Here is a 21,445-nt window from a genome sequence, read left to right on the forward strand (position 1 = left end):
CAATGCGTAGAATTAATAGGTTGGCTTGTGTAGCTGCACTAGTGGGTAGTATGAGCCTTTATGCGCAGCAAACTGCTGTATATACAGGACCTTATGCGACGTTTAATCATGCCGTAGCCCTGTATAATGAACAAGAGTATTTGGCTGCCCAATTGTTGTTTGATAAAATTAAGAAAGAAAATAACGCTCAAAACAAAGAGATTGAATCAGATTGTGCGTATTATATCGCTAATTGTGCAATTCGTTTAGATCAAAGTGGAGCAGAGAATAAAATTGACGAGTTTGTTGCAAATTATCCGACGAGTTCTAAACAGAACATCGCTTATATAGAGGCTACAGATTATTATTTTACTAGAGGGCAATTTGCGAAAGCCGCACATTATGCCGCAAAAGTAAAAGAAAACGTAATTGAAACAGAAAAGGTTGCGGATCGTTTCTTTTTTGAGAAAGGATATAGTGCCTTTTATATGAAGAATAAAAAAGACGCCAAGAAGTATCTTGAAAAGGTTAATCAAAAAGGAGAATGGGGAGAGCAAGCTACCTATTACCTGGGGTATATTGCCTACGATACGGATAATTTCGACGACGCTAAAAAACTTTTTGAAAAGGTAGAAACCAAAGAGAAGTACAAAGAAAAAATGGGGTACTTCCAGGCGGATATGAATTTCAAAACAGGAAATTTTGAACAAGCTATTGCTGATGGTTTGGCTCAAATTAACAAATCAAATCCTCAAGAAACATCAGAATTATCTAAAATTATTGGAGAGAGTTATTTTAACTTGAAACAATATGATAAAGCACTTCCTTACTTATTAGCCTATAAAGGTAAAAATGGTAAATGGAATAATACCGATTACTATCAATTAGGGTATGCGTATTATCAATCTAAAGACTATGAAAGAGCAATTGAACAATTCAATAAGATCATCGATGGTGATAATTCTATTGCACAAAATGCATACTATCATTTAGGGGAAAGTTATCTTCACACACATAAAAAGACACAAGCATTAAATGCGTTTAAAAATGCGTCTGAAATGCGTTTTGATTCAAGTATTCAGGAAGATGCATATTTGAATTATGGTAAATTGAGTTACGATATTGGGAACGCCTACCAAAGTACACCTAAAGTTATTAGCGGATTTATTGAGAAATATCCAAGTTCACCTAATCGCGAGGAAATGGAAGGCTTGCTGATTGATTCTTACATTACGTCTAAAAACTTCAAAGAAGCATTGGCTTTGTTAGAGAAAAACAAAGCAACAGCGAATAAAGAAGCTTATCAGAAGGTAACGTTCTACCGCGGTCAGGAGTTATTTGCGGAAGGCAATTACGAACAAGCGGCAGGAATGTTTGCTAAGTCATTAGTGGAGCGTCAAGATGGAGTATTTACAGCTCGTGCGTATTATTGGCAAGCGGAGTCGAATTACGCGATGAATAAGTTTTCTGAAGCTATATCCTCTTATGTAAGTTTCTTGGGAAGTCCGCAAGCGAAAAATACCAATGAATACAAGCATGTGAATTACGGATTGGGATATACGTATTTCAAACAAAAAGATTATGCTAATGCAGTTAAACAATTTCAAAGCTTTATTGCTACATCTCCCAAAGATGAAGCAAGACGCATTGATGCTTATTTGCGTTTAGGAGATAGCCAATTCGTAGAAGGAAGCTATTGGCCAGCAATGGAGGCGTATAACAAGGTAATCGAAGCAAATAAAGTTGATGTAGAGTATGCGCGTTTTCAAAAAGCATTAGCCTATGGATTTGTGGATCGCTTGCAGAAAAAAGCAGATGACCTGATTGCCTTTACAAAAGATTATCCTAAATCGGGATTAGTAGACAATGCACTCTATGAACTGGGAATGACATACGTGGTAATGCAACAACCACAAAAAGCAACTCCTGTTTTTGATCAATTGTTAAAGAATTATCCAAAGAGTTCATATGCTTCAAAAGCACTATTGCGTCAAGGATTGATCCTCTATAATAGCAACCGCTCAGATGAAGCTTTAGCAAAATTTAAAGCTGTAGTAGCTACTTATCCAAGTAGTGCAGAAGCAATTGAGGCTGTGCAAAACGCAAGGTTAATTTATGTAGATCAAGGAAAAGTTGATGAGTATGGAACATGGGTTAAAGGGCTTTCTTTTGTTAGTGTGAGTGATTTGGAATTGGATAAAGACAGTTATGAATCAGCAGAAAAACAATATATCCAAAACAATACTCAAACGGCGATTCTAGGTTTTGAAAAGTATTTGGCTACTTATCCGAAAGGATTAAAAGCATTACAGGCACATTTCTATTTAGGACAGATGTATTTTGCTGAAAATAATTTCAAAAAAGCACAGTCACATTACTTGGCTGTTGTAGACGGAAATAAAAATGAATACACTGAAGTGGGAATGTCGCGTTTGGCAGAAATGTATCTGAAGGAAAAGAATACAGATCAAGCGTTGTTGATGTTAAGCCGACTTGAAAATGAAGCGACGCAAGAACAAAATAAAGTTTTTGCTAAATCGAATTTAATGAAGTTGTACTACCAAGAAGAGGATTATACCAATGCGTTGGAGTATGCAGAACAAGTATTGAAACTGACAAAAATCGATGATAAGGTTAAAAGTGATGCGCAAATTATTATTGCAAGAACTGCTTTTGCCAATAAACAGTATGACAAAGCGAAAAAAGGATATGCCGATGTAGCGAAAATTGCCAAAGGAGAATTAGCTGCAGAAGCGTTGTACTATGAAGCCTTTTTTAAACGCATGGACAATAAATTTGAAGCGTCAAATGAAAGTGTTCAAAAATTAGCTAAAGATTATTCAGCTTATAAATATTATGGTGCAAAAGGATTGGTGTTGATGGCTAAAAACTTCTATAGCCTAAAAGATGCTTATCAAGCAACATATATATTGGATAGTGTAATTAAAAACTTTGGTGATTTTTCAGATGTAGTAGCGGAAGCACAACAGGAGCTAAATACAATTAAAGCGCAAGAAGCGAAAAGCAATTCATCTGTCGTACAATAAGGTTTAATCGAATTAGAAAGTAATTATGAAGCAGATCAAAATATTAACCTTAGTATCAAGTGTTTTATTTGTTGGTACAGCGGTTGCTCAAGATAAAAATAAAGGTGATTTAGGAACGGAAGTTGTTGATGTTGTAAGACGTTATGACGCTACAGTTTCTGAGGCATTTAAAGTAAGAGAAATCCCCAATTTAGAGGAAGAGGTAAAAGGCAAGAAAAAAGAGGTGGTGTATACAATTACATCTTTTCCTGTGGCTTCTACTTTTGTGCCAGCTAAAGGTGAAGCGGCAAAAGTGGAGACAAAACGCAATTTAGCTCGCTTTGACAACTATGCGTTGTTTGCTATTGGAAATTATACCAATATCAATGGAGAGCTATTCTTGAGTAGTCAACTAGATCAAGATAGTTATATTGCAGGATTTGTCAATCACTTTTCTTCACAAGGAGGAATAAAGAACTTACTGCTAGACGACGATTTTTCTAAAACTAAAGCTGGAATTAACTTCTCCGGTCAAAAGAAAAATATAGGTTGGAATACAGAAATTGGAGGATCATACCAAACGTTGAATTGGTATGGATTACCGCAAAAAGAATTAGACTATTTCATTCCGGAAACCACAATCGCTAGTATCAATTCAAAACAAAAATACAAGTCATTTTACTTCGATGGAAGTGTGTCTTTTGAAGATTTGCCAATCAAAGGAGTAGATGTATATTACAATAATTTTAGCGACGATTTTGACCGTGCTGAAAATCACTTCGTTTTCAAACCGAAGGTAGAAACAGCTTTTGCTGATAATTTTACAGGTAAGATGAATCTTGTAGTGGATTATGTTAGTTCTGAATACAAGAGACAGAATTTCTTTGATGGAAATGGAAATGAAGATTTCGCAAACCACAGCATTCAAACAATTAAGCTGAAAGATCAGCATTTTACGTTTGGCGCAGAACCTAGTGTAGTAATTAAAGGAGATGAATTCTTCGTTCAATTAGGAGTTGGGTTGTATTATAACAATGGTAAAATTGGCGGTAATTCAGACAATAACTTTTACTTCTATCCACAAATTCAAGCTTCGTATAACTTAGTGCCAAATTTAGTAGTGGCTTATGCGGGAATTGATGGGCGTTTAACACAGAATACATTCAAAGATTTTGTAGATCAAAATCCGTTTGTTTCTCCTGAAGCGGGATTATTGCCAACAGATAAAACGTATGACTTTTATGCGGGGATGAAAGGGAAGTTAGATCATACGGTTTCTTATAATGTAAAGGCGTCTTACCGCAAAGAAAATGATAAAGCGCTATTTATTTCTACTCCGTATTCTCCTAATGTTAATCGATTGAGTTACTTGTATGGTAATGCTATGGATGTGGAGTATGCTGAAGTAGAAACGTTTAATCTGTTTGGAGAGTTGCGTTTTGATTTGGATAATACCGTGATTATGGGAATTAGAGGAGAGTACAATCACTACAAATCAACCGCAGGAGAAGCGTGGGGATTACCTGATTTTAAAGTAGGAGCCGATGCTTTGATTAATTTTACAGATCAGTGGTTCGCTGGTGTTGATTTACAATATGTAGGACAGCGAAAAGATTGGTTTGTAAATCAAGCCTATGGATGGGATGGTGCAGTTATCCCTACAAGCGTGGAGAAAAAAGTTGATAGCTACGCAGACTTGAGTTTAAACGTAGGATATAGACCAACAAAGAATTGGACTGTATTCTTGAAAGGGAATAATTTACTCGATCAGACTTATAATCAATGGGGTAGTTTTAAATCGCAAGGAGTGCAGATTATGGGCGGTGCTATTTATAAATTCGATTTTTGAGAATAATTACAACTTAATTATTGTTAAAATTCACTTTTTTTGAGGTTAAAGCAGTTTTATTCATGCGTTTTAATTTTTTTTGATACTTTATTGCCCTATTTTTGTCACACAAACAACAAAAACGGATCCTATAAGGTACTTAAGAATTTAAAAATGACACTAAAACAAGAACTAAAGGCTACATTTTTACAACGCTTAGATGATAAGATAGATGCCCTTCGTGGTATTGTAGAAGATTTGGCAGTTGATGCTCAGACAGACGCGAAAAGTTCTGCTGGAGATAAACATGAGACTGCTTTGTCAATGATGCATCTAGAGCAAGAGAATATAGCAAAGAAAATTAAAGAAAGCCTTGAATTAAGAGAGGTGGTAAAGCGAATTGACGAAAACAAAAATTCTGATACTGTTGAATTTGGAAGTATAGTGAAAGTCAATACCGTTTATTTGTTTTTAGCTGCTGCCTTGCCCAAGGTAACGGTGGATGAAATGTCTGTACTTGGTGTGTCTATGGAGGCACCAATTGCAAAAGCACTTTTAGGACGTAAGTTACACGATTCTTTCTCGTTTAATAATTGTGATTTTACAGTGAACTTCTTAGAGTAGATACAAGATAAAAAACATAGCAAAACAGGTGTAAGCAAAAGCTTACACCTGTTTTTTTTTGGACGTCTTAAAAAAGAAAAATAAATGACTCTCTTTTTTGTGAAATGACAGATTAATATTGTAATTTGAAATTCTTCTGCGTTATCTTAAAAATGTTTCGTTTAAATGGGAAAAACGCCGAGATAAGAAGTATAGAAGTTGATAAATTGTTTTAAAAAAGCTATATTTGTACGTTACTTATTTTAGAAAATTATTATGAGCCAAGAAGTAAATAAGGGAAATTATTCAGCCGATAGTATTCAGGCACTAGAAGGAATGGAGCACGTAAGAATGCGTCCTTCCATGTATATTGGAGATGTTGGAGTGCGCGGATTACACCACCTTGTATATGAAGTAGTGGATAACTCTATTGACGAAGCGTTAGCTGGTCATTGTGATACAATCAATGTAATTATTAATGAGGATAATTCTGTTTCTGTTGAAGATAATGGACGTGGTATTCCTGTTGATATGCACAAAAAAGAAGGGGTATCTGCATTAGAGGTAGTAATGACCAAAATTGGTGCTGGAGGAAAGTTCGATAAAGACTCATATAAGGTTTCAGGAGGATTACACGGGGTTGGAGTATCGTGTGTAAACGCCTTATCTGATTTATTGAGAGCTACTGTTTATCGCGATGGAAAAGTCTATGAACAAGAGTATTCAAAAGGTAAAGCTTTATATCCGGTAAAGGTAATTGGTGAAACAGATAAGCGTGGTACAACGGTTATGTTTAAACCCGATCCTACTATTTTTACTCAAACCTTAGAGTATTCTTATGATACGTTAGCCTCTCGTTTACGTGAATTAGCCTTTTTGAACAAAGGGTTAACAATCACCTTAACAGATGCACGTGAAGTGAATGAAAAAGGGGAAGTGAAAAGAGAAGAGTTCTTCTCTAAAGAAGGATTAAAAGAGTTTATCAAATTCCTAGACGGCAATCGTACGCCAATTATCAATGAAGTTATTTGGATGGAATCGGATAAAGGCGATGTACCTGTAGAAGTAGCTTTGATTTACAACGATACGTATTCTGAGAATATCTATTCGTATGTTAACAACATTAATACACACGAAGGTGGTACGCATTTACAAGGTTTCCGTATGGGATTAACACGTACGTTGAAAAAGTATGCTGATGCTTCTGGGTTGTTAGATAAATTAAAATTCGAAATTAGTGGGGATGATTTCCGTGAAGGATTGACTGCAATTATCTCTGTTAAGGTAATGGAACCACAGTTCGAAGGACAGACAAAAACAAAATTGGGGAATAGAGAAGTTGTTTCTCCTGTGAGCCAAGCTGTGTCTGAAATGTTAGAAAACTATTTGGAAGAAAATCCAAACGACGCTAAGATCATCGTTCAAAAAGTAATTTTAGCAGCACAAGCTAGACATGCTGCTAAGAAAGCACGTGAGATGGTACAGCGTAAAACGGTAATGACTGGTGGAGGTCTGCCAGGTAAATTATCGGATTGTTCTGAACAAGATCCTACAAAATGTGAGGTATTCCTTGTGGAGGGTGACTCGGCAGGTGGTACTGCCAAACAAGGAAGAGATCGTAATTTTCAAGCAATCTTACCTTTGAGAGGTAAAATCTTGAATGTTGAGAAAGCAATGGGACACAAAGTGTTCGAAAGTGAGGAAATTAAAAATATCTTTACAGCTTTAGGTGTTACTATCGGAACAGAAGAAGATAGTAAAGCGTTAAACCTAGAAAAATTACGTTACCATAAAGTAGTGATTATGTGTGATGCCGACGTGGACGGTAGCCACATTGCAACGCTTATTTTGACTTTCTTCTTCCGTTACATGAGAGGATTGATTGAAAATGGACACGTATTTATTGCAACTCCTCCATTGTATATGGTTAAAAAAGGACAACGCAAAGTTTATGCTTGGAGTGACGAAGAACGCATCGATTTGTTAGAAGAGATGGGTACAGGATCAAGCGTACAACGATATAAAGGTCTTGGAGAGATGAACGCAGAACAATTGTGGGAAACTACAATGAACCCTGAACACCGTATTTTAAGACAAGTAAAAATTGACGATTTAAAAGAAGCAGATTTAGTTTTCTCTATGCTAATGGGGGATGAGGTTCCACCACGCAGAGAATTTATCGAGAAAAACGCAACATATGCGAAAATCGACGCTTAAAGAATAATATCAAAAAGAAAAGGTCAAGCCTATTGCATTGACCTTTTTTTGTTTAACGTAAACTTTAAAGCCATTAATTATGAAAGTATCTGTAATTGGAGCAGGTAACGTAGGTGCTACTTGTGCCGAAGTTATTGCATTTAGGCAAATCGCTAGTGAAGTAGTCCTTGTGGATATTACTGAAGGATTAGCAGAAGGTAAAGCAATGGATATCATGCAATGTGCAGCAAATTCTGGTTTTGACACCGTTGTAAAAGGGGTGACAAAACAATATGCTCGTACTGTAAATAGCGATGTTGTTGTTATTACTTCTGGTATTCCCAGAAAACCGGGTATGACTCGTGAAGAGTTAATTGGAACGAATACTGCTATTGTAAAAAGTGTAATGGAGAATGCTTTGACTGTTTCTCCAAATGCTATTTTCGTAATTGTAACCAATCCAATGGATACCATGGCTCTGGCTGCACTGAAAATTTCAGGATTGCCTAAGAATAGAATTATTGGAATGGGTGGGGCGCTTGACTCAGCTCGTTTTAAATACTTCTTAAGTCAAAAGTTAGACAAACCTGTAGCTGATATTGAAGGAATGGTAATCGGTGGTCACGGAGATACAACTATGATTCCGCTAATTCGTTTAGCTACATATAAGGGAATTCCAGTTACACAATTATTGTCTGTGGAAGATCAACAAGAAGTTGTGAAACAAACCATGGTGGGGGGAGCAACCTTAACGAAATTGTTGGGTACTTCTGCTTGGTATGCACCAGGAGCTGCAGTAGCACAATTGGTTGATAGTATTTTAAACGATCGCAAAAAGATGATTCCTTGTTCTACTTTAGTAGAAGGAGAATATGGAGAACACAGTATCTTTATCGGAGTTCCTTGTATTATTGGGAAAAACGGAATCGAACAGATTGTCGATATCGGCTTAAATAAAGAAGAAAAAGAAGAATTTAGTAAGAGTGCGGAAGCTATTAAAGAGGTGAATAAAGAACTTCATAACATACTTTCATAAAATTATTATAACATGTCGAGCAAATAGATGTAAAAATCATCGTTTTTTTAGCGATAAACTTGCCAAAAGAATTGGTTAATCTGCCATCATATTTTATATTTGCTCGTTTTAAAAAAATAATTAATTAATTTTTAGTAATAATGCAAAACAAGGGACTTGTTAAATTTTTTGCAATAATTTTTGCTCTGGTAAGTATTTACCAGTTGTCTTTCACCTTTGTTACAGGCCATTATGAGGACAAAGCGAAAGCTTTTGCTAAAGGGGATTCTGAGAAAGAATTACACTATTTAGACTCTATTGGTAACCAAACAGTTTTTTTAGGACAGACATTTAATGAAGTAAGAGCTAAACAAATCAACAAAGGATTGGATTTAGAGGGAGGTATTAACGTAACGTTACAAATCTCTATCAAAGACATTCTTAAAGGTTTAGCAAATAATTCTAAAAATGCTGTGTTTAATAAAGCATTGGCAGAGGCGGAAACAATGAGACAAGGTAATCAAAGTTACCTTGATGCGTTTTATGCTGCATTTGAAAAAGAATCAAAAGGTAGTGTGAAATTAGCTTCTGGAGATATTTTTGCAAACAGAAACTTAAGTGAGATTACAGTAGGAATGTCAGATAACCAAGTAAAGGCTATCTTAGACAAAAAAGTAAAAGAATCTATTGAGAGTGCGTACCGCGTATTCAGAGAGCGTATTGACAAATTTGGTGTTGCACAACCCAATATTCAAATGCTTGGTGATACTGGTCGTATCTTAGTTGAATTGCCTGGTGCAAAAGACGTAGATCGTATTAAAAATCTTTTACAAAGTACTGCTCAATTAGAGTTTTGGGAAACGTATAAAGTTGAAGAAATTGGTAACTACTTAGCATCTGCGAATGAGTACCTAAAATCAACAGAAAAAGCGGCTAAACCTGAAACTACAACTGAACAAGTTCAAGATTCTACAAAAACAGATGTAGATGCATTATTAGGTGGAATCAAAGCTGATTCTACAGATACAGAACAGTTACAAGAATTAGGACCTTTATTCAGCTTATTCGTAGCGGGTGGGCAACAAGGAAGTCCTATTTTAGGATATGTACAAACAAAAGATACGGTTAAGGTAAATGGTTTATTAAAACGTCAAGACGTTAGAAACTTATTACCGGCGGATCAAAAATATGCGCGTTTTGTTTGGGGTAAACCAAGTAAAAAGGCTCCAGATGTTGTTGAGCTTTATGCTTTAAAAACAAACCGCGAAGGGGTTCCTCCTTTAAGTGGAAGTGTAGTAACTGGTGCTCAGGATGAGTATGACAACTTCGGTCGTCCAGTTGTTGGTATGACCATGAGCCCGAAAGGTGCTAAAATCTGGGAAGAATTAACAGGAAAAGCATTTAACGAACGTTCAAATATTGCGATCGTTTTAGATAACGTTGTATATTCTGCACCAGGTGTTACCAATGGACCAATTTCTGGTGGTAGATCTTCTATCTCTGGTGATTTTACAGTTGCTGATGCAAAAGACTTAGCAAATATCTTACGTGCAGGTAAATTACCAGCAGGGGCAGATATCGTACAGTCTGAAATCGTAGGACCATCATTAGGGCAACAAGCAATTGATGCAGGTATGTTATCTGCAATCGCTGGTTTAATTGTTGTTTGGTTATGGATGGCATTCTACTACGGTAGAGCTGGTTGGTATGCAAACGTTGCGTTATTAGCGAACTTGTTATTCATGTTTGGTATCTTAGCTAGCTTAGGTGCGGTATTAACCTTACCAGGTATTGCGGGTATCGTATTGACAATGGGTACGGCGGTAGATGCGAACATTATTATCTCTGAACGAGCGAAAGAATGTCTGCGAAAGGGCATGAACTTAGCCGATACAATTAAGGAATCTTATAGCTGGCACGGTGCAATGCGACCAATTGTAGATGCAAACGTAACGCATATCTTAACAGGGGTTATCTTATTCGCTTTCGGATCAGGACCAATCAAAGGTTTCGCAACTACGTTATTGATCGGTATCGCAACTTCGTTGTTTACTTCTATCTTCATTGCTCGTATCTTTATGGATAGAGACGTGAAAGCAGGAAGATCATTAATGTTTGCTACTAACATCACGAAAAACTGGTTCACTAACTTTAACTTTGACTTCTTGAAAATGAAGAAAGCAACGTACGGCCTTTCTGCTGTAATTGTTGTTGTTTCTTTTGCTTCATTCTTTATCAACGGATTTGATGAAGGAACAGATTTTGTCGGAGGTAGAACGTTCCAAGTGAAATTTGATAAAGAAATTTCTGCAAATGATGTAAGTGAAAAATTAGGCGAGGTATTCGGAGTTAACGTTGAAGCTAAAGTTTTTGGTAATAAAGAGCAACTAAAAATTACTACAAAGTATAAAGTAGAAGAAGAAGGGGCTACGGTTGACCAAGAAGTAAATGAATTGTTGTATAAAGGATTAAAACCTTACTATACCAAAGATATTACGTATGAAGAATTCGTTAACGCTACTGAAGGAAAGGTTTACGGAGTTATCCAAGCTTCTAAAATCGGACCAAGTGTTGCGAAAGACGTAAAACAAAATGCATACTGGGCTGTTTTAGGTTCAATGGCTGCCATCTTTGTATACTTGGTGATTTCATTCCGCAAATGGCAGTACTCTTTAGGAGCTATTGTTTCTGTTGCCCACGATGTTATTTTTGTACTTGGAGTTTACTCTTTAACTTACAAATTTATGCCTTGGCACATGGAAATCGATCAACACTTTATTGCTGCTATTCTTACAGTAATTGGTTACTCGATGAATGATACCGTAATTGTATTTGACCGTGTACGTGAGTTTATCGCTGGTAAAACAAAAGGTGATTTCAATAAAATCGTTAATGATTCAGTAAATACTACATTATCGAGAACAATTAATACATCATTGACTTTGATCTTTGTATTGTTAATCATGTTCATCTTCGGTGGAGATTCAATTCGCGGATTTATCTTCGCTATGTTGATCGGTATTATTGTAGGTACTTATTCATCGTTATTCTTAGCTACGCCTGTATTAGTTGATACAATGCCTAGAAAAGATAAAGAAGAAATTGAAAGATTACACCAAGAAGCTCAAGAAGAGTTTGAAGTGGAAAAAGCATAAGCTGATAAATCTTAAAATAATAAAAACCACGCTCCCAACAGGAGCGTGGTTTTTTTATCTGTGTACTTTGTTTTCTTCACTAAGGTATTGCTTAGTATAAGCGATTTAAGCACTTTTGAACGAGCATAAAGTGAAATTATGTCTACTTTTATTTTGATTCGCAAGAAGATAAACTACTAGATAAACTACAGATTGTTATCGAATTAGGTAGATTATGCTGGTTTAAGATTAACTTAAAATTCAGACTTTAACCAATTATTTATAAGGGTTTGGTAAAAAAATGCGTTAAGTATTTTTTAATTTTGTATTTTTGATACATGGAAAAGAAAAGCAAGGATCAGGGAAGGAAATTTCCTAGATAGTCTGCGAATGAAAAGTTTAATAAATCGTGTAAATTCAGCCAAGAAAAGAACGTAAAAGTATAGAGGAACCCCTTCTACTTGTTTATTATTTGTAAGAGTTTTACGAGATAAATGATCAAAAATAAAGTGCTAGAACATTCTTTACAACAAACTATTAAAGTATATGAGCATGCTGATGAAGCATCCCTTTACGTTGCTGATAAAATTGCGCAAATAATCAGAAAGAAGCAAGACCTTGGTGAACTTGCTGTTTTGGGGTTGGCTACTGGGTCTACTCCAAAAGGAGTGTATAGAGAACTCGTGCGTTTACATCAAAACGACGGCTTGAGTTTTCAAAATGTGGTAACATTCAACTTGGACGAATATTATCCCATGTATCCCGTAGAAGATCAGAGTTATGTTGCTTTTATGAAACACAATCTGTTTAACCATATTGATATTCCAGTACATCAAATCCATATCCCAGATGGTACACTTTCTCTCGAGGGAATTCAAGCATACTGTGATTTATACGAACAAAAGATTGTAGATTTCGGTGGACTTGACGTACAGTTGTTGGGAATTGGTAGAAGTGGGCATATCGGTTTTAATGAACCTGGATCACTTCAAAACTCGATAACACGTCTGGTTTCCTTAGATGATATTACGCGAGCCGATGCTTCTGATGACTTTGGAGGTAAAGACAACGTACCTACACAAGCAATCACTATGGGCATTCAAACGATTATTCAAGCAAAACAAATCTTTTTGTTAGCGTTAAGTCAACGTAAGGCAGAGATTATAAAAAAAGCGTTAAAAGGTGAGATCTCTGCATCTGTTCCAGCTTCTTTCTTACAACAGCTCGAACATGTTGAATATATCTTAGATCAAGAGGCTGCTGCGTTTTTATAGTCAAATAGCTTAGATTTGCTAAAAAAATATTTAATCATACAGAAAACCATTCCTAAATAGGGATGGTTTTTTTTTTGTAATTGGTTGTTAAGGAGGTGAGTTGTTGAGGGGTTGAGATGGTGAGTTGTTGAGGAGGTGAGTTGTTGAGGGGTTGAGATGGTGAGTTGTTGAGATGGTGAGTTGTTGAGGGGTTGAGTGGGTGAGAGGTTGAGGGGTTGAGGGGTTGAGTGGGTGAGGGGTTGAGTTGTTGAGATGGTGAGTTGTTGAGATGTTGAGATGTTGAGATGTTGAGGGGTTGAGGGGTTGAGTCGTTGTTTGAAACGAAAATATCATCGTCTCATCGTCTCAACGAACGACAAACAACAAACAAACAAACAAACAAACAAACAAACAAACAAACAAACAAACAAACAACAAACAAAAAAACCTATTCCAACCGATAAGTATCCATAATAGAACGAAAGAGCTCTGCATTGGTAGGTGGGGTTAAAACTACGGCGTTAATCTTTTTGTTTACCATATTTTGTAGCGATGCAAAGGTTTTTCCTCCCGTAGAAATTAAAGGAAAATTAGGATGTTTTTTCTGTAGATAATCTACAATCTCTTGCGTATTGGTTCCGCCAGTTATATTAAAACACGATACTCCAGCGCGAATGCGTTCTTCAAAATCAAAATTTAAAGTAGATATACTCGATATGATGGGAATAGTTAGATGCTCCTTTAGTTTTACAATATCTTCATTTTTAAAAGGTTGATTTACAATAACGGCTGCTGCTCCAGCATTTTGCGCTTCAAGGGCAATTGAAATCGCAAAGTCTCCTTGCGTCATTCCTCCACCAATACCACAAATCACAGGTTTATTAGAGAAAGCAATTAGCGTTCTGATAATGCGTAGGGAAGGAGTAAATGGATATACCGCTAGCAAAGCATCTGCGTCGTTATTTTCAATTAACGCTAGATCTGTGGAGTAAAGTATCGTTTTTATTTTTTTGCCTTGTAGCTCTATTCCTTTACAAGCTTTTGTAATGTGAGCTGGAGTTGGAATTTTAGCTTTTTCTGTTCCCGTTGATTTCCAAAAGATCAAAATATCCCAAAACCGCCTTTTACGTGGGATGACTGTCCAGATAGAGGTATTGTTTGTTGGTATAGACATGAGATATATCGTTTAAATGTGTACAACAAAGATTAGATTTTCTAGCGCTGTTACGAACTTGGTGTTGTTAATCCAAGCAAAACTGTAATGAACCTTTAATTTTGTGTAATATTTTACAAGAGGACTTGTCTTTTTCTATAGCTTGTTGGTTTCACAGGATCACACAAAAAATAGTAACAATTTTATTGCATTTAAATGCTTTGTTTTTTATAGATTTATCGGACAAATTAACCAATACTTATAATAAATTAAATGAAAAGAATATTTGTAGTATGTGCCCTAGCTGGTTTTCTAGTTTCGTGTACGAAAAAAACAACAGATTCTAGTGCTATTGAATCCAATACACCAGTGGTTGAACAAAAACAAGAAGAGGTTGTTGAAAATCAAAAAGGACAAAAGTTTGACATCGAAAGTATTGCAGTATCGGATGCAGATATTGGCGATTTTCCTTATTTTACTTTACCAAGTGGATTAAGACATTTAAACAAACCCTTGCAAAGAAATTTTGACGTTTGCTTTTTTCCTGTTGATGGTGTTATGACGCCTTTTGAAGGTAAATTGTACAAGGTTAATATCGATTCAGAGCAAGGAGAGCAATTTTCTCAACGTTACTTTGAAAAGAGTATGGAGGACTATTTGGAAAGTATCGGTGCGGTAAAAGTCTTTGATGGAGAAATTACAAGAGAAGAATACGAGCGTTATAATAAACAAGATCCAAATAAAGGAGATGAAGGTGATATTGGTTATGCAGGTCAGCTTATTCGCTTTTATGTTGTTCGTTCAGCTGAGCAAGGCAATGTTTATGTTCAATATACCGCAAATAATGCTGGAGCAACTTTGAACATATTACAAGAAGCGGGTTTTAAACAAACGATAACTAAAGTAAAAGCAGAAGATATTGCTAAGGATTTAACTACAAAAGGAAAATCAGTACTTTACATTAATTTTGATGTAGACAAAGCAACCATAAACAAGGAAGCTTTAGCTGTTGTTAGTGAAATTACAAAGGCACTCAATGCGGAATCGTCTTTACATATCAGTATTGAAGGTCACACAGATAATACGGGAGATAGTCAACACAATAAACAACTCTCTGCAAAACGTGCTGATGCGGTTAAGGAAACGCTAATTAAACAAGGAATAACTTCAAGCCGTTTAACTTCTACAGGTTATGGTGCGGATAAACCTTTAGTGGATAATAATTCAGAAGAAAACAAAGCAAAAAATAGACGTGTAGAATTAATTCGCGTTAAATAGCAAAAGCTCTTTTTTACAGTACTGTAAAAAAGAGCTTTTTTTATTCTGTATAATTGGGAATCGTCCATTTTGCCATATACCAATTGACTTGATACGGATAAGTTTCATAAGGAGAATCTCCTTCGTTGAAGGTATACCCCTGTTCAAAATTGATTTTTGCTTCCTGCATAAGGTTCTCCGCCTGTGCGGTATCGCCCTCTACCAAATAACACAATCCTTTGTAATATTTAGCATCCGAAAACTGAGGATATTCCAATAAAGCTTTATCAAAGTATAGGCGTGCTTTAGTATAATCTCGTAATTCATAGTATATAATACCCATATAAAAGAGATCTAAGTAGTGTATCCACGATTCTCCCTGCTTTTGAATCGTGCGATTAAAATCTGCTTGTAAAATTTCATGTGCTTTTGTAAATGCATTGAGTTGCAAATAACTAAGTGCGATATAAAAAGAATAGGAATGATCACTTTGGTAGTTGTAGCCAAATTCTTTTTGCGCTAATTGCATATCCTCAATAGCACCTTGATAATCCTTCTTGAAAATACATTTGAGGTATCCTCGTCGACCTAAATACGTTTCTCGATCATACAAAACGGCTTTGTCATAACACGCTAAAGCAAGGTCGTATTTTTTTGTTTTCCAATAAGGTAAGGCTTTGTTTTGCCACAAAATAGCAAGGGTTGAGTCTTGTGCAAGACCTAAGTCGATCTGATCTTGCCAACCTTGTAAGGTATAGTGATATCGGTATGCACCTTGGGTTAAGTATTTTTCAATAATTGCATCTTGTTTTGATTGACTCAAACAAGGTAAACACATTGCGAAGATGAATAGAACAAGTAAAATTTTCATAAATAAGGTGTTGAACGACAACTAAAGTAGCAAAAAAGAAGGGAAGACTTGGTGTGTTTTTTTCTAGATTGTTGAAAGAAAGGGGAAATGAATTAGAAATTGAAAAAAACACATAGAACCCCCAAGTTGTCTCATTTCACAAAAGATAAATTATTTATCCTATGATAAATTTAATGTGGGGGAGGCACCGTAATTTTGCCTCGTTATTCTAACCTAAAAGATTGAAAAACAATGACTACTAAAAGATTAGTATTAGCTGAAATTTTTCCAACCAAAACGAGACTTCGACTAGTAGCGGTGTGGTTGATTGTGATTTTATTCCTAGTTTTTGGACAATGTATCTTGGGTGATTCGTTCACGGGTACAATTGCATTAGGAGTATTTTTAGTTTTACTCTTTACTATTATTGGAGCAGCATTTGGCGTGGTTAAAGAAGCGGATGAATTGGCACATAAACTAGGTGAGCCTTATGGCACTTTGATTCTGACATTATCTATAGTTTCTATCGAGGTAATTTTAATTGCGGCTGTAATGTTAGGCCCAGGAGAGAATCCAACCATCGGAAAAGATTCAATATTTTCAGTGATGATGATTATTATGAACTTAGTTATCGGTTTGTGTATTCTACTCGGGGGATTAAAGTTTGGGGAGCAAGAATACAATGCTCAAGGTACTTTATCCTATATGGGAATGATTATCATGCTCGGTGGAATAGGTTTGTTATTGCCTAATTTCATTCAAGGAGCCGGTGGAGGACAATTTACAACAACGCAGGCGGTTGTGCTAGCTGGATTAGTGATTTTGCTCTATGGTTTTTTCTTACTGTTGCAAATGAAGAGATACAAGCATTTGTATATTCAACCGAAGATAGGAAGTATGGAAATCTTATATGCACAACGCGATGATGTAAAAGGAAAAGAAGAGACAGATGTAACGAAATCAGAACCAGTAGATAAAAAGGAAATTTGGGTACGTACGTTGATTTTATTAGGGATGATTTTACCCATTGTCTTGCTTTCTCACAATATGGCTGTAGTAGTAGATTACGGAATTAAAGCGGCAAATTTGCCTCCTTTGTTGGGCGGGGTTTTGATTGCTATTATTGTATTTACCCCAGAATCAATGACAGCGGTGAAAGCAGCTTTGAATAATGAATTTCAACGCGCAATTAACCTTTGTCACGGTGCATTTGTATCTACGGTGGGATTAACGATCCCTGCAGTATTAATCATGGGACTTATTACGGGAAAAACTGTCTTATTTGGAATGAACCCTACAGAGATTATTCTCTTCGTAATCACTTTGCTATTGAGCTTGATGACTTTTATCGGCAAGCGAACTACGCCAATCATGGGAATGATGCATTTAGTACTTTTTGCTGTATTCATGCTTTTAATTTTTAATCCTTAATATAAAAACGTAAAATGGAACAAAACAAAGGACCCGTTTCACAATTTTTAGCAAGCAATTTTTTACATTTTAATGCTGCATCAACTATCGATGCCGCAAAGGGATACGAGGCGCATTTAGCAGCAGGAGGGAAGATGTTGATCTCTTTAGCAGGTGCAATGAGTACGGCCGAGTTAGGTATCTCTTTAGCAGAAATGATCCGCCAAGGGAAAGTGGATATCATTAGCTGTACTGGAGCTAATCTAGAGGAGGATATTATGAACTTAGTTGCTCATTCACAGTACAAGAGAATTCCCAATTACCGAGATTTAACTCCACAAGATGAATTGGACTTATTGGAAAATAAATACAATCGCGTAACAGATACTTGCATTCCTGAAGAGGAGGCTTTCCGCAAGATCCAACATCACATTGAAAAAATATGGAAAGATGCTCAAGCGCAAGGTAAACGCTATTTTCCACATGAATATATGTATCAATTATTGCTTAGTGGAGTTTTGGAACAAGATTATGAAATTGATCCCAAAAACTCGTGGATGTTAGCCGCCGCAGAACGCAATTTACCTATTGTTGTTCCAGGATGGGAAGATTCAACGATGGGTAATATTTTCGCCTCGTATATCATCAAAGGAGAACTGCAAGCATCTACCGTAAAAAGCGGTATTGAATACATGGTTTGGTTAGCTGATTTTTACGAAAAAAATGCAGTAGATCAAGGCATTGGTTTCTTCCAAATAGGAGGAGGAATAGCAGGCGATTTTTCTATGTGTGTAGCTCCAATGCTTGTGCAAGATTTAGAGAAAGATCAGGTGCTAAAATGGAGATACTACTGTCAAATCACTGATTCTACAACATCATATGGATCGTATTCAGGTTGTATTCCCAATGAAAAAATTACGTGGGGTAAGCTCGATGTCGATACACCAAGTTTTGTGATCGAATCAGATGCTACTATTGTAGCTCCACTAATATTTGCTTGGATCTTAGGTAAATAGTTTAATTCTTTACCAGTAGTTTGCCTGTGTTGTCAAGCTACTGGTTTTTTTACATATCGCTTGCTTTTTTTATATCTCCACACTGTTATATGAATGAAAAAAAAGGGTACATTAGATCTCCACGTAATAGGAGATAGAAATCATGGCTTTAAAGATTTATCCCGAATACCCGCTTGACGAACTAGAGCAACTCATAATTAATGGCAGTAAGGTGCCGTATGGAGAATTTTTAATTTACGGCGATTTGGTTCAATCACTAGCAGAGAGTGAACACGATTGGTATGTATGGTATAGTTTGCGACTACCTTTTCACGATAATACGCGAATTCAACGAGCTAAAGCTGATGCTGAACTCGATTTTATTATCGTTTCTCGCTTTGGTATTATCGTTCTAGAAGTTAAGGGAGGAAATGTTTTTGTTGATCAGGGCCGTTTTTGTTTTAAAGATGGTGAACACACCAAATGGTTGCCTCAAAATCCATTTGAACAAGTTAAAGGATACAAATACACGTTGATGAATAAGGTTTTTCCAAATTTTAAACACGTGCAATTCTGTGAAGCTGTTGCTTTTCCAACAACAAAAATAGCAATTGAAAACACGATTTATGACAAGAACTTGATTTATAGTGATTTCACTCGTAAAAATGAGTATCACAATATTGAGAATTTTCTACTTCATATCTACAAGTATACGCGTGAAAAACTAGAAAGCGTCCATCCAATTACGTTTAAAAAATTGAAGAAAAACGATTTAAATTATATCGTTAATACCTTTAGTCCCAAAGTACAAGACACGAATGTATTCGCTTCAAGAAACTCATTTCAATGGTTAAAAGAAAGGAACTTAGACTATCTATATTCCCTAGCAGAGAACCCAAGATTAATGATTGAAGGTTCGCCTGGAACAGGAAAAACAACCATGGCAATGGCCTATGCCGAAATGCAGGTTGAACGTCAGGGGATCTATTTGTGTTGGAATTCACTTTTATGCGTGTACAATCAGCAGCGTTTCAATGAAAAAAATGTTCGAATTGACTGTATTACTTTTAAGCAGTTTATAGCCAAGTATCACCCCAGTGTCCAAGAAAAGGAAGTATATTACCTCAAGCCTTTAAGTTGTGCCAAGTTAGTACAAGAAACCTTACAGTATTTAGAAGAACAAGAGCAATTGCCTGATTATGACTACATGATTATCGATGAAGCACAAGATCTCTTTGATCGAAATTTGGCACTCTTGATTGATAAACTCTGTGGTGATGGGCAAGGATTGTCGCAAGGGAATGTGATGTTACTATATGATTTGGATCAAAGTTTTTCTCTTTTTGGTCGAGATGTAACAGAATACGCCTATTTCTTAAAAGATTATTTTACCCATTTCAAGCTGCATAAAATAAGAAGAAGTGCTCAAAAATCACAAATTCGTCAAATTGCAGAACACATTCAGGAATCTCCTGAGGAATGGGAAGAAATAACAGATCATCAAACAGAATACGACGAAATTGAATTGCGTTCGTTTGAGGACGTTGAAACGTTGAAAGAAGCGATGAAGATTATCATCGACAATATCAATGATCCTAGCTCTTCCTTACTCGCAGAAGATGTGATTGTATTAGTACAAAGTAAGGTTTGGCAGCGTCGAAACAATGTAGCGGATTTGATTGTTGCATTGGATATGGAAGAATTAACCCCAGAGAATTTGACGTTAAAACCCACGCACTTACAGTTTACAACAGCTTTGAAATACAAGGGGTTAGAACGTAAAAATGTTATTCTTATTGTCGACAAACCCGATCAGTTTACTCCCTTTGAATGGTATGTTGGTTGCACAAGAGCAATTGATAATTTGAGTATTTGGCAATTACATACCTATCAAGAGCACGAAGAATAGTTTAGTAAAGAAAATAAAGTATTTTTGTTGTTCCATTAAATACAAACGCATGAGTGTAGCTGAACTATTAAAAAAGAAAAGAGAACTGTTGGAAAATACCAATAAAGAAGAAGGAGCTGCTTTTTTAGCCCAGTTTATTCAAAGAGACGGAGTTGTCGTATTACCTTGTGGGATTGCTTATGAGATCATAGTACAAGGACAAGGGGAGACAGCAACGATAGAAGATACAGTACTTTGCCACTATACGGGAACTAACGTAAAAGGAGAGATATTTGATAGCTCAGTACAACGGGGTACTCCAAGTGCATTTAAGTTAAAAAAGCTAATCAAAGCCTATCAAGAAGTAGTGCCTCTAATGCCCATGGGAACCAAGTTTACAATGGTTACACCTCCAGAATTTGCTTATCGAGAAGAACATATTAGCAAAGAAATTGGCCCATATAGCACGTTGATGTTTGAGATAGAACTCTTTGAAATAGTAAAATAAAATCTGTCAATGATAAAATAACCACGGTAAGTGGTTTTTTTATTGTGATTTTTTAGCTTTTTGACGGAGAACATACAGATATAAAAGCTCCGTTTTTTCTCTCGCCCAAGGTGTTTTTCTCAAAAATTTCAAAGAAGAATTAATACTGGGATCATGTGTAAAACAACGAATGTTAATCTGTTTCCCCAACCCTTCAAAGCCTTGGTAATAATCAACCAATTCTTCTAGTATTTCTGCTAATTTTTTGCCGTGTAAAGGATCTTTGGACGTCTGCATGGAATTTGTTTTGAACAAAGATATGTTTTTTTATGCGATTGATGGTTGTGAGAGGGTGAGAGGATTGTTTAAAA

15 protein-coding genes are annotated in these 21,445 nt (G+C 36.0%); 12 read left to right on the forward strand and 3 right to left on the reverse strand.

Annotated elements, in window-relative coordinates; all coding sequences use genetic code 11:
* Positions 1-2 precede the first annotated feature (2 nt).
* From H4K33_RS13395 to nagB, 7 genes are all read left to right on the forward strand, one after another.
* Positions 3-3,026: a tetratricopeptide repeat protein gene (locus tag H4K33_RS13395; protein WP_182649820.1), complete on the forward strand. Its 3,024-nt coding sequence runs from the start codon at positions 3-5 to the stop codon at positions 3,024-3,026.
* A gap of 25 nt (positions 3,027-3,051) precedes the next feature.
* Positions 3,052-4,854: a TonB-dependent receptor gene (locus H4K33_RS13400; RefSeq protein ID WP_182649822.1), complete on the forward strand. Its 1,803-nt coding sequence runs from the start codon at positions 3,052-3,054 to the stop codon at positions 4,852-4,854.
* 153 nt (positions 4,855-5,007) lie between these two features.
* A complete protein-coding gene (locus H4K33_RS13405) occupies positions 5,008-5,457 on the forward strand; it encodes a hypothetical protein (RefSeq protein ID WP_182649824.1) in 450 nt (149 codons plus the stop codon).
* Positions 5,458-5,712: 255 nt separating this feature from the next.
* Positions 5,713-7,653, forward strand: a complete 1,941-nt coding sequence (gene gyrB, locus H4K33_RS13410) for a DNA topoisomerase (ATP-hydrolyzing) subunit B (RefSeq protein WP_182649826.1) — start codon at positions 5,713-5,715, stop codon at positions 7,651-7,653.
* Positions 7,654-7,732: 79 nt separating this feature from the next.
* The gene (locus tag H4K33_RS13415) at positions 7,733-8,668 is read left to right on the forward strand and encodes a malate dehydrogenase (protein WP_182649828.1); all 936 of its coding nucleotides are present in this window, start codon (positions 7,733-7,735) and stop codon (positions 8,666-8,668) included.
* 140 nt (positions 8,669-8,808) lie between these two features.
* Entirely contained in the window at positions 8,809-11,802 is a 2,994-nt protein-coding gene (secDF, locus tag H4K33_RS13420) for a protein translocase subunit SecDF (protein WP_182649830.1), read from the forward strand.
* Positions 11,803-12,275: 473 nt separating this feature from the next.
* The gene (gene nagB, locus H4K33_RS13425; protein ID WP_182649832.1) at positions 12,276-13,055 is read left to right on the forward strand and encodes a glucosamine-6-phosphate deaminase; all 780 of its coding nucleotides are present in this window, start codon (positions 12,276-12,278) and stop codon (positions 13,053-13,055) included.
* 427 nt (positions 13,056-13,482) lie between these two features.
* On the opposite strand, the gene H4K33_RS13430 is transcribed toward nagB, so the two are convergent.
* Positions 13,483-14,208, reverse strand: coding sequence for a hypothetical protein (locus H4K33_RS13430; protein WP_182649834.1), 726 nt, complete (start codon positions 14,206-14,208; stop codon positions 13,483-13,485).
* 252 nt (positions 14,209-14,460) lie between these two features.
* On the opposite strand from H4K33_RS13430, the gene H4K33_RS13435 reads away from it, so the two are divergent.
* The gene (locus H4K33_RS13435; RefSeq protein ID WP_182649836.1) at positions 14,461-15,465 is read left to right on the forward strand and encodes an OmpA family protein; all 1,005 of its coding nucleotides are present in this window, start codon (positions 14,461-14,463) and stop codon (positions 15,463-15,465) included.
* A 40-nt stretch (positions 15,466-15,505) separates the two neighbouring features.
* Here H4K33_RS13435 and H4K33_RS13440 read toward each other — a convergent pair whose 3' ends face one another.
* The gene (locus tag H4K33_RS13440) at positions 15,506-16,315 is read right to left on the reverse strand and encodes a tetratricopeptide repeat protein (protein ID WP_182649838.1); all 810 of its coding nucleotides are present in this window, start codon (positions 16,313-16,315) and stop codon (positions 15,506-15,508) included.
* A 231-nt stretch (positions 16,316-16,546) separates the two neighbouring features.
* Here H4K33_RS13440 and H4K33_RS13445 point away from each other — a divergent pair, with 231 nt between their 5' ends.
* The 4 genes from H4K33_RS13445 (at position 16,547) to H4K33_RS13460 (ending at position 21,095) form a co-directional block, all read left to right on the forward strand.
* Complete coding sequence (locus H4K33_RS13445) at positions 16,547-17,725, forward strand: calcium:proton antiporter (RefSeq protein WP_182649840.1); 1,179 nt, start codon at positions 16,547-16,549, stop codon at positions 17,723-17,725.
* Positions 17,726-17,739: 14 nt separating this feature from the next.
* The gene (locus tag H4K33_RS13450) at positions 17,740-18,720 is read left to right on the forward strand and encodes a deoxyhypusine synthase family protein (protein ID WP_182649842.1); all 981 of its coding nucleotides are present in this window, start codon (positions 17,740-17,742) and stop codon (positions 18,718-18,720) included.
* A gap of 142 nt (positions 18,721-18,862) precedes the next feature.
* Entirely contained in the window at positions 18,863-20,608 is a 1,746-nt protein-coding gene (locus H4K33_RS13455) for a nuclease-related domain-containing DEAD/DEAH box helicase (protein ID WP_182649844.1), read from the forward strand.
* 49 nt (positions 20,609-20,657) lie between these two features.
* A complete protein-coding gene (locus tag H4K33_RS13460; RefSeq protein ID WP_182649846.1) occupies positions 20,658-21,095 on the forward strand; it encodes an FKBP-type peptidyl-prolyl cis-trans isomerase in 438 nt (145 codons plus the stop codon).
* A gap of 39 nt (positions 21,096-21,134) precedes the next feature.
* Here the strand turns inward: H4K33_RS13460 and H4K33_RS13465 are convergent, their stop codons facing one another.
* A complete protein-coding gene (locus H4K33_RS13465) occupies positions 21,135-21,371 on the reverse strand; it encodes a VF530 family DNA-binding protein (RefSeq protein ID WP_182649848.1) in 237 nt (78 codons plus the stop codon).
* Positions 21,372-21,445 lie beyond the last annotated feature (74 nt).

This window comes from Myroides sp. WP-1, assembly GCF_014145635.1.
In the GTDB taxonomy this organism is placed as follows: domain Bacteria; phylum Bacteroidota; class Bacteroidia; order Flavobacteriales; family Flavobacteriaceae; genus Flavobacterium.

Bases quoted from the DNA above. Each gene is read 5' to 3' on its own strand.
- H4K33_RS13395 (WP_182649820.1), top strand. From the start codon at position 3: ATGCGTAGAATTAATAGGTTGGCTTGTGTAGCTGCACTAGTGGGTAGT.
- H4K33_RS13400 (WP_182649822.1), top strand. From the start codon at position 3,052: ATGAAGCAGATCAAAATATTAACCTTAGTATCAAGTGTTTTATTTGTT.
- H4K33_RS13405 (WP_182649824.1), top strand. From the start codon at position 5,008: ATGACACTAAAACAAGAACTAAAGGCTACATTTTTACAACGCTTAGAT.
- gyrB (WP_182649826.1), top strand. From the start codon at position 5,713: ATGAGCCAAGAAGTAAATAAGGGAAATTATTCAGCCGATAGTATTCAG.
- H4K33_RS13415 (WP_182649828.1), top strand. From the start codon at position 7,733: ATGAAAGTATCTGTAATTGGAGCAGGTAACGTAGGTGCTACTTGTGCC.
- secDF (WP_182649830.1), top strand. From the start codon at position 8,809: ATGCAAAACAAGGGACTTGTTAAATTTTTTGCAATAATTTTTGCTCTG.
- nagB (WP_182649832.1), top strand. From the start codon at position 12,276: ATGATCAAAAATAAAGTGCTAGAACATTCTTTACAACAAACTATTAAA.
- H4K33_RS13430 (WP_182649834.1), bottom strand. From the start codon at position 14,208: ATGTCTATACCAACAAACAATACCTCTATCTGGACAGTCATCCCACGT.
- H4K33_RS13435 (WP_182649836.1), top strand. From the start codon at position 14,461: ATGAAAAGAATATTTGTAGTATGTGCCCTAGCTGGTTTTCTAGTTTCG.
- H4K33_RS13440 (WP_182649838.1), bottom strand. From the start codon at position 16,315: ATGAAAATTTTACTTGTTCTATTCATCTTCGCAATGTGTTTACCTTGT.
- H4K33_RS13445 (WP_182649840.1), top strand. From the start codon at position 16,547: ATGACTACTAAAAGATTAGTATTAGCTGAAATTTTTCCAACCAAAACG.
- H4K33_RS13450 (WP_182649842.1), top strand. From the start codon at position 17,740: ATGGAACAAAACAAAGGACCCGTTTCACAATTTTTAGCAAGCAATTTT.
- H4K33_RS13455 (WP_182649844.1), top strand. From the start codon at position 18,863: ATGGCTTTAAAGATTTATCCCGAATACCCGCTTGACGAACTAGAGCAA.
- H4K33_RS13460 (WP_182649846.1), top strand. From the start codon at position 20,658: ATGAGTGTAGCTGAACTATTAAAAAAGAAAAGAGAACTGTTGGAAAAT.
- H4K33_RS13465 (WP_182649848.1), bottom strand. From the start codon at position 21,371: ATGCAGACGTCCAAAGATCCTTTACACGGCAAAAAATTAGCAGAAATA.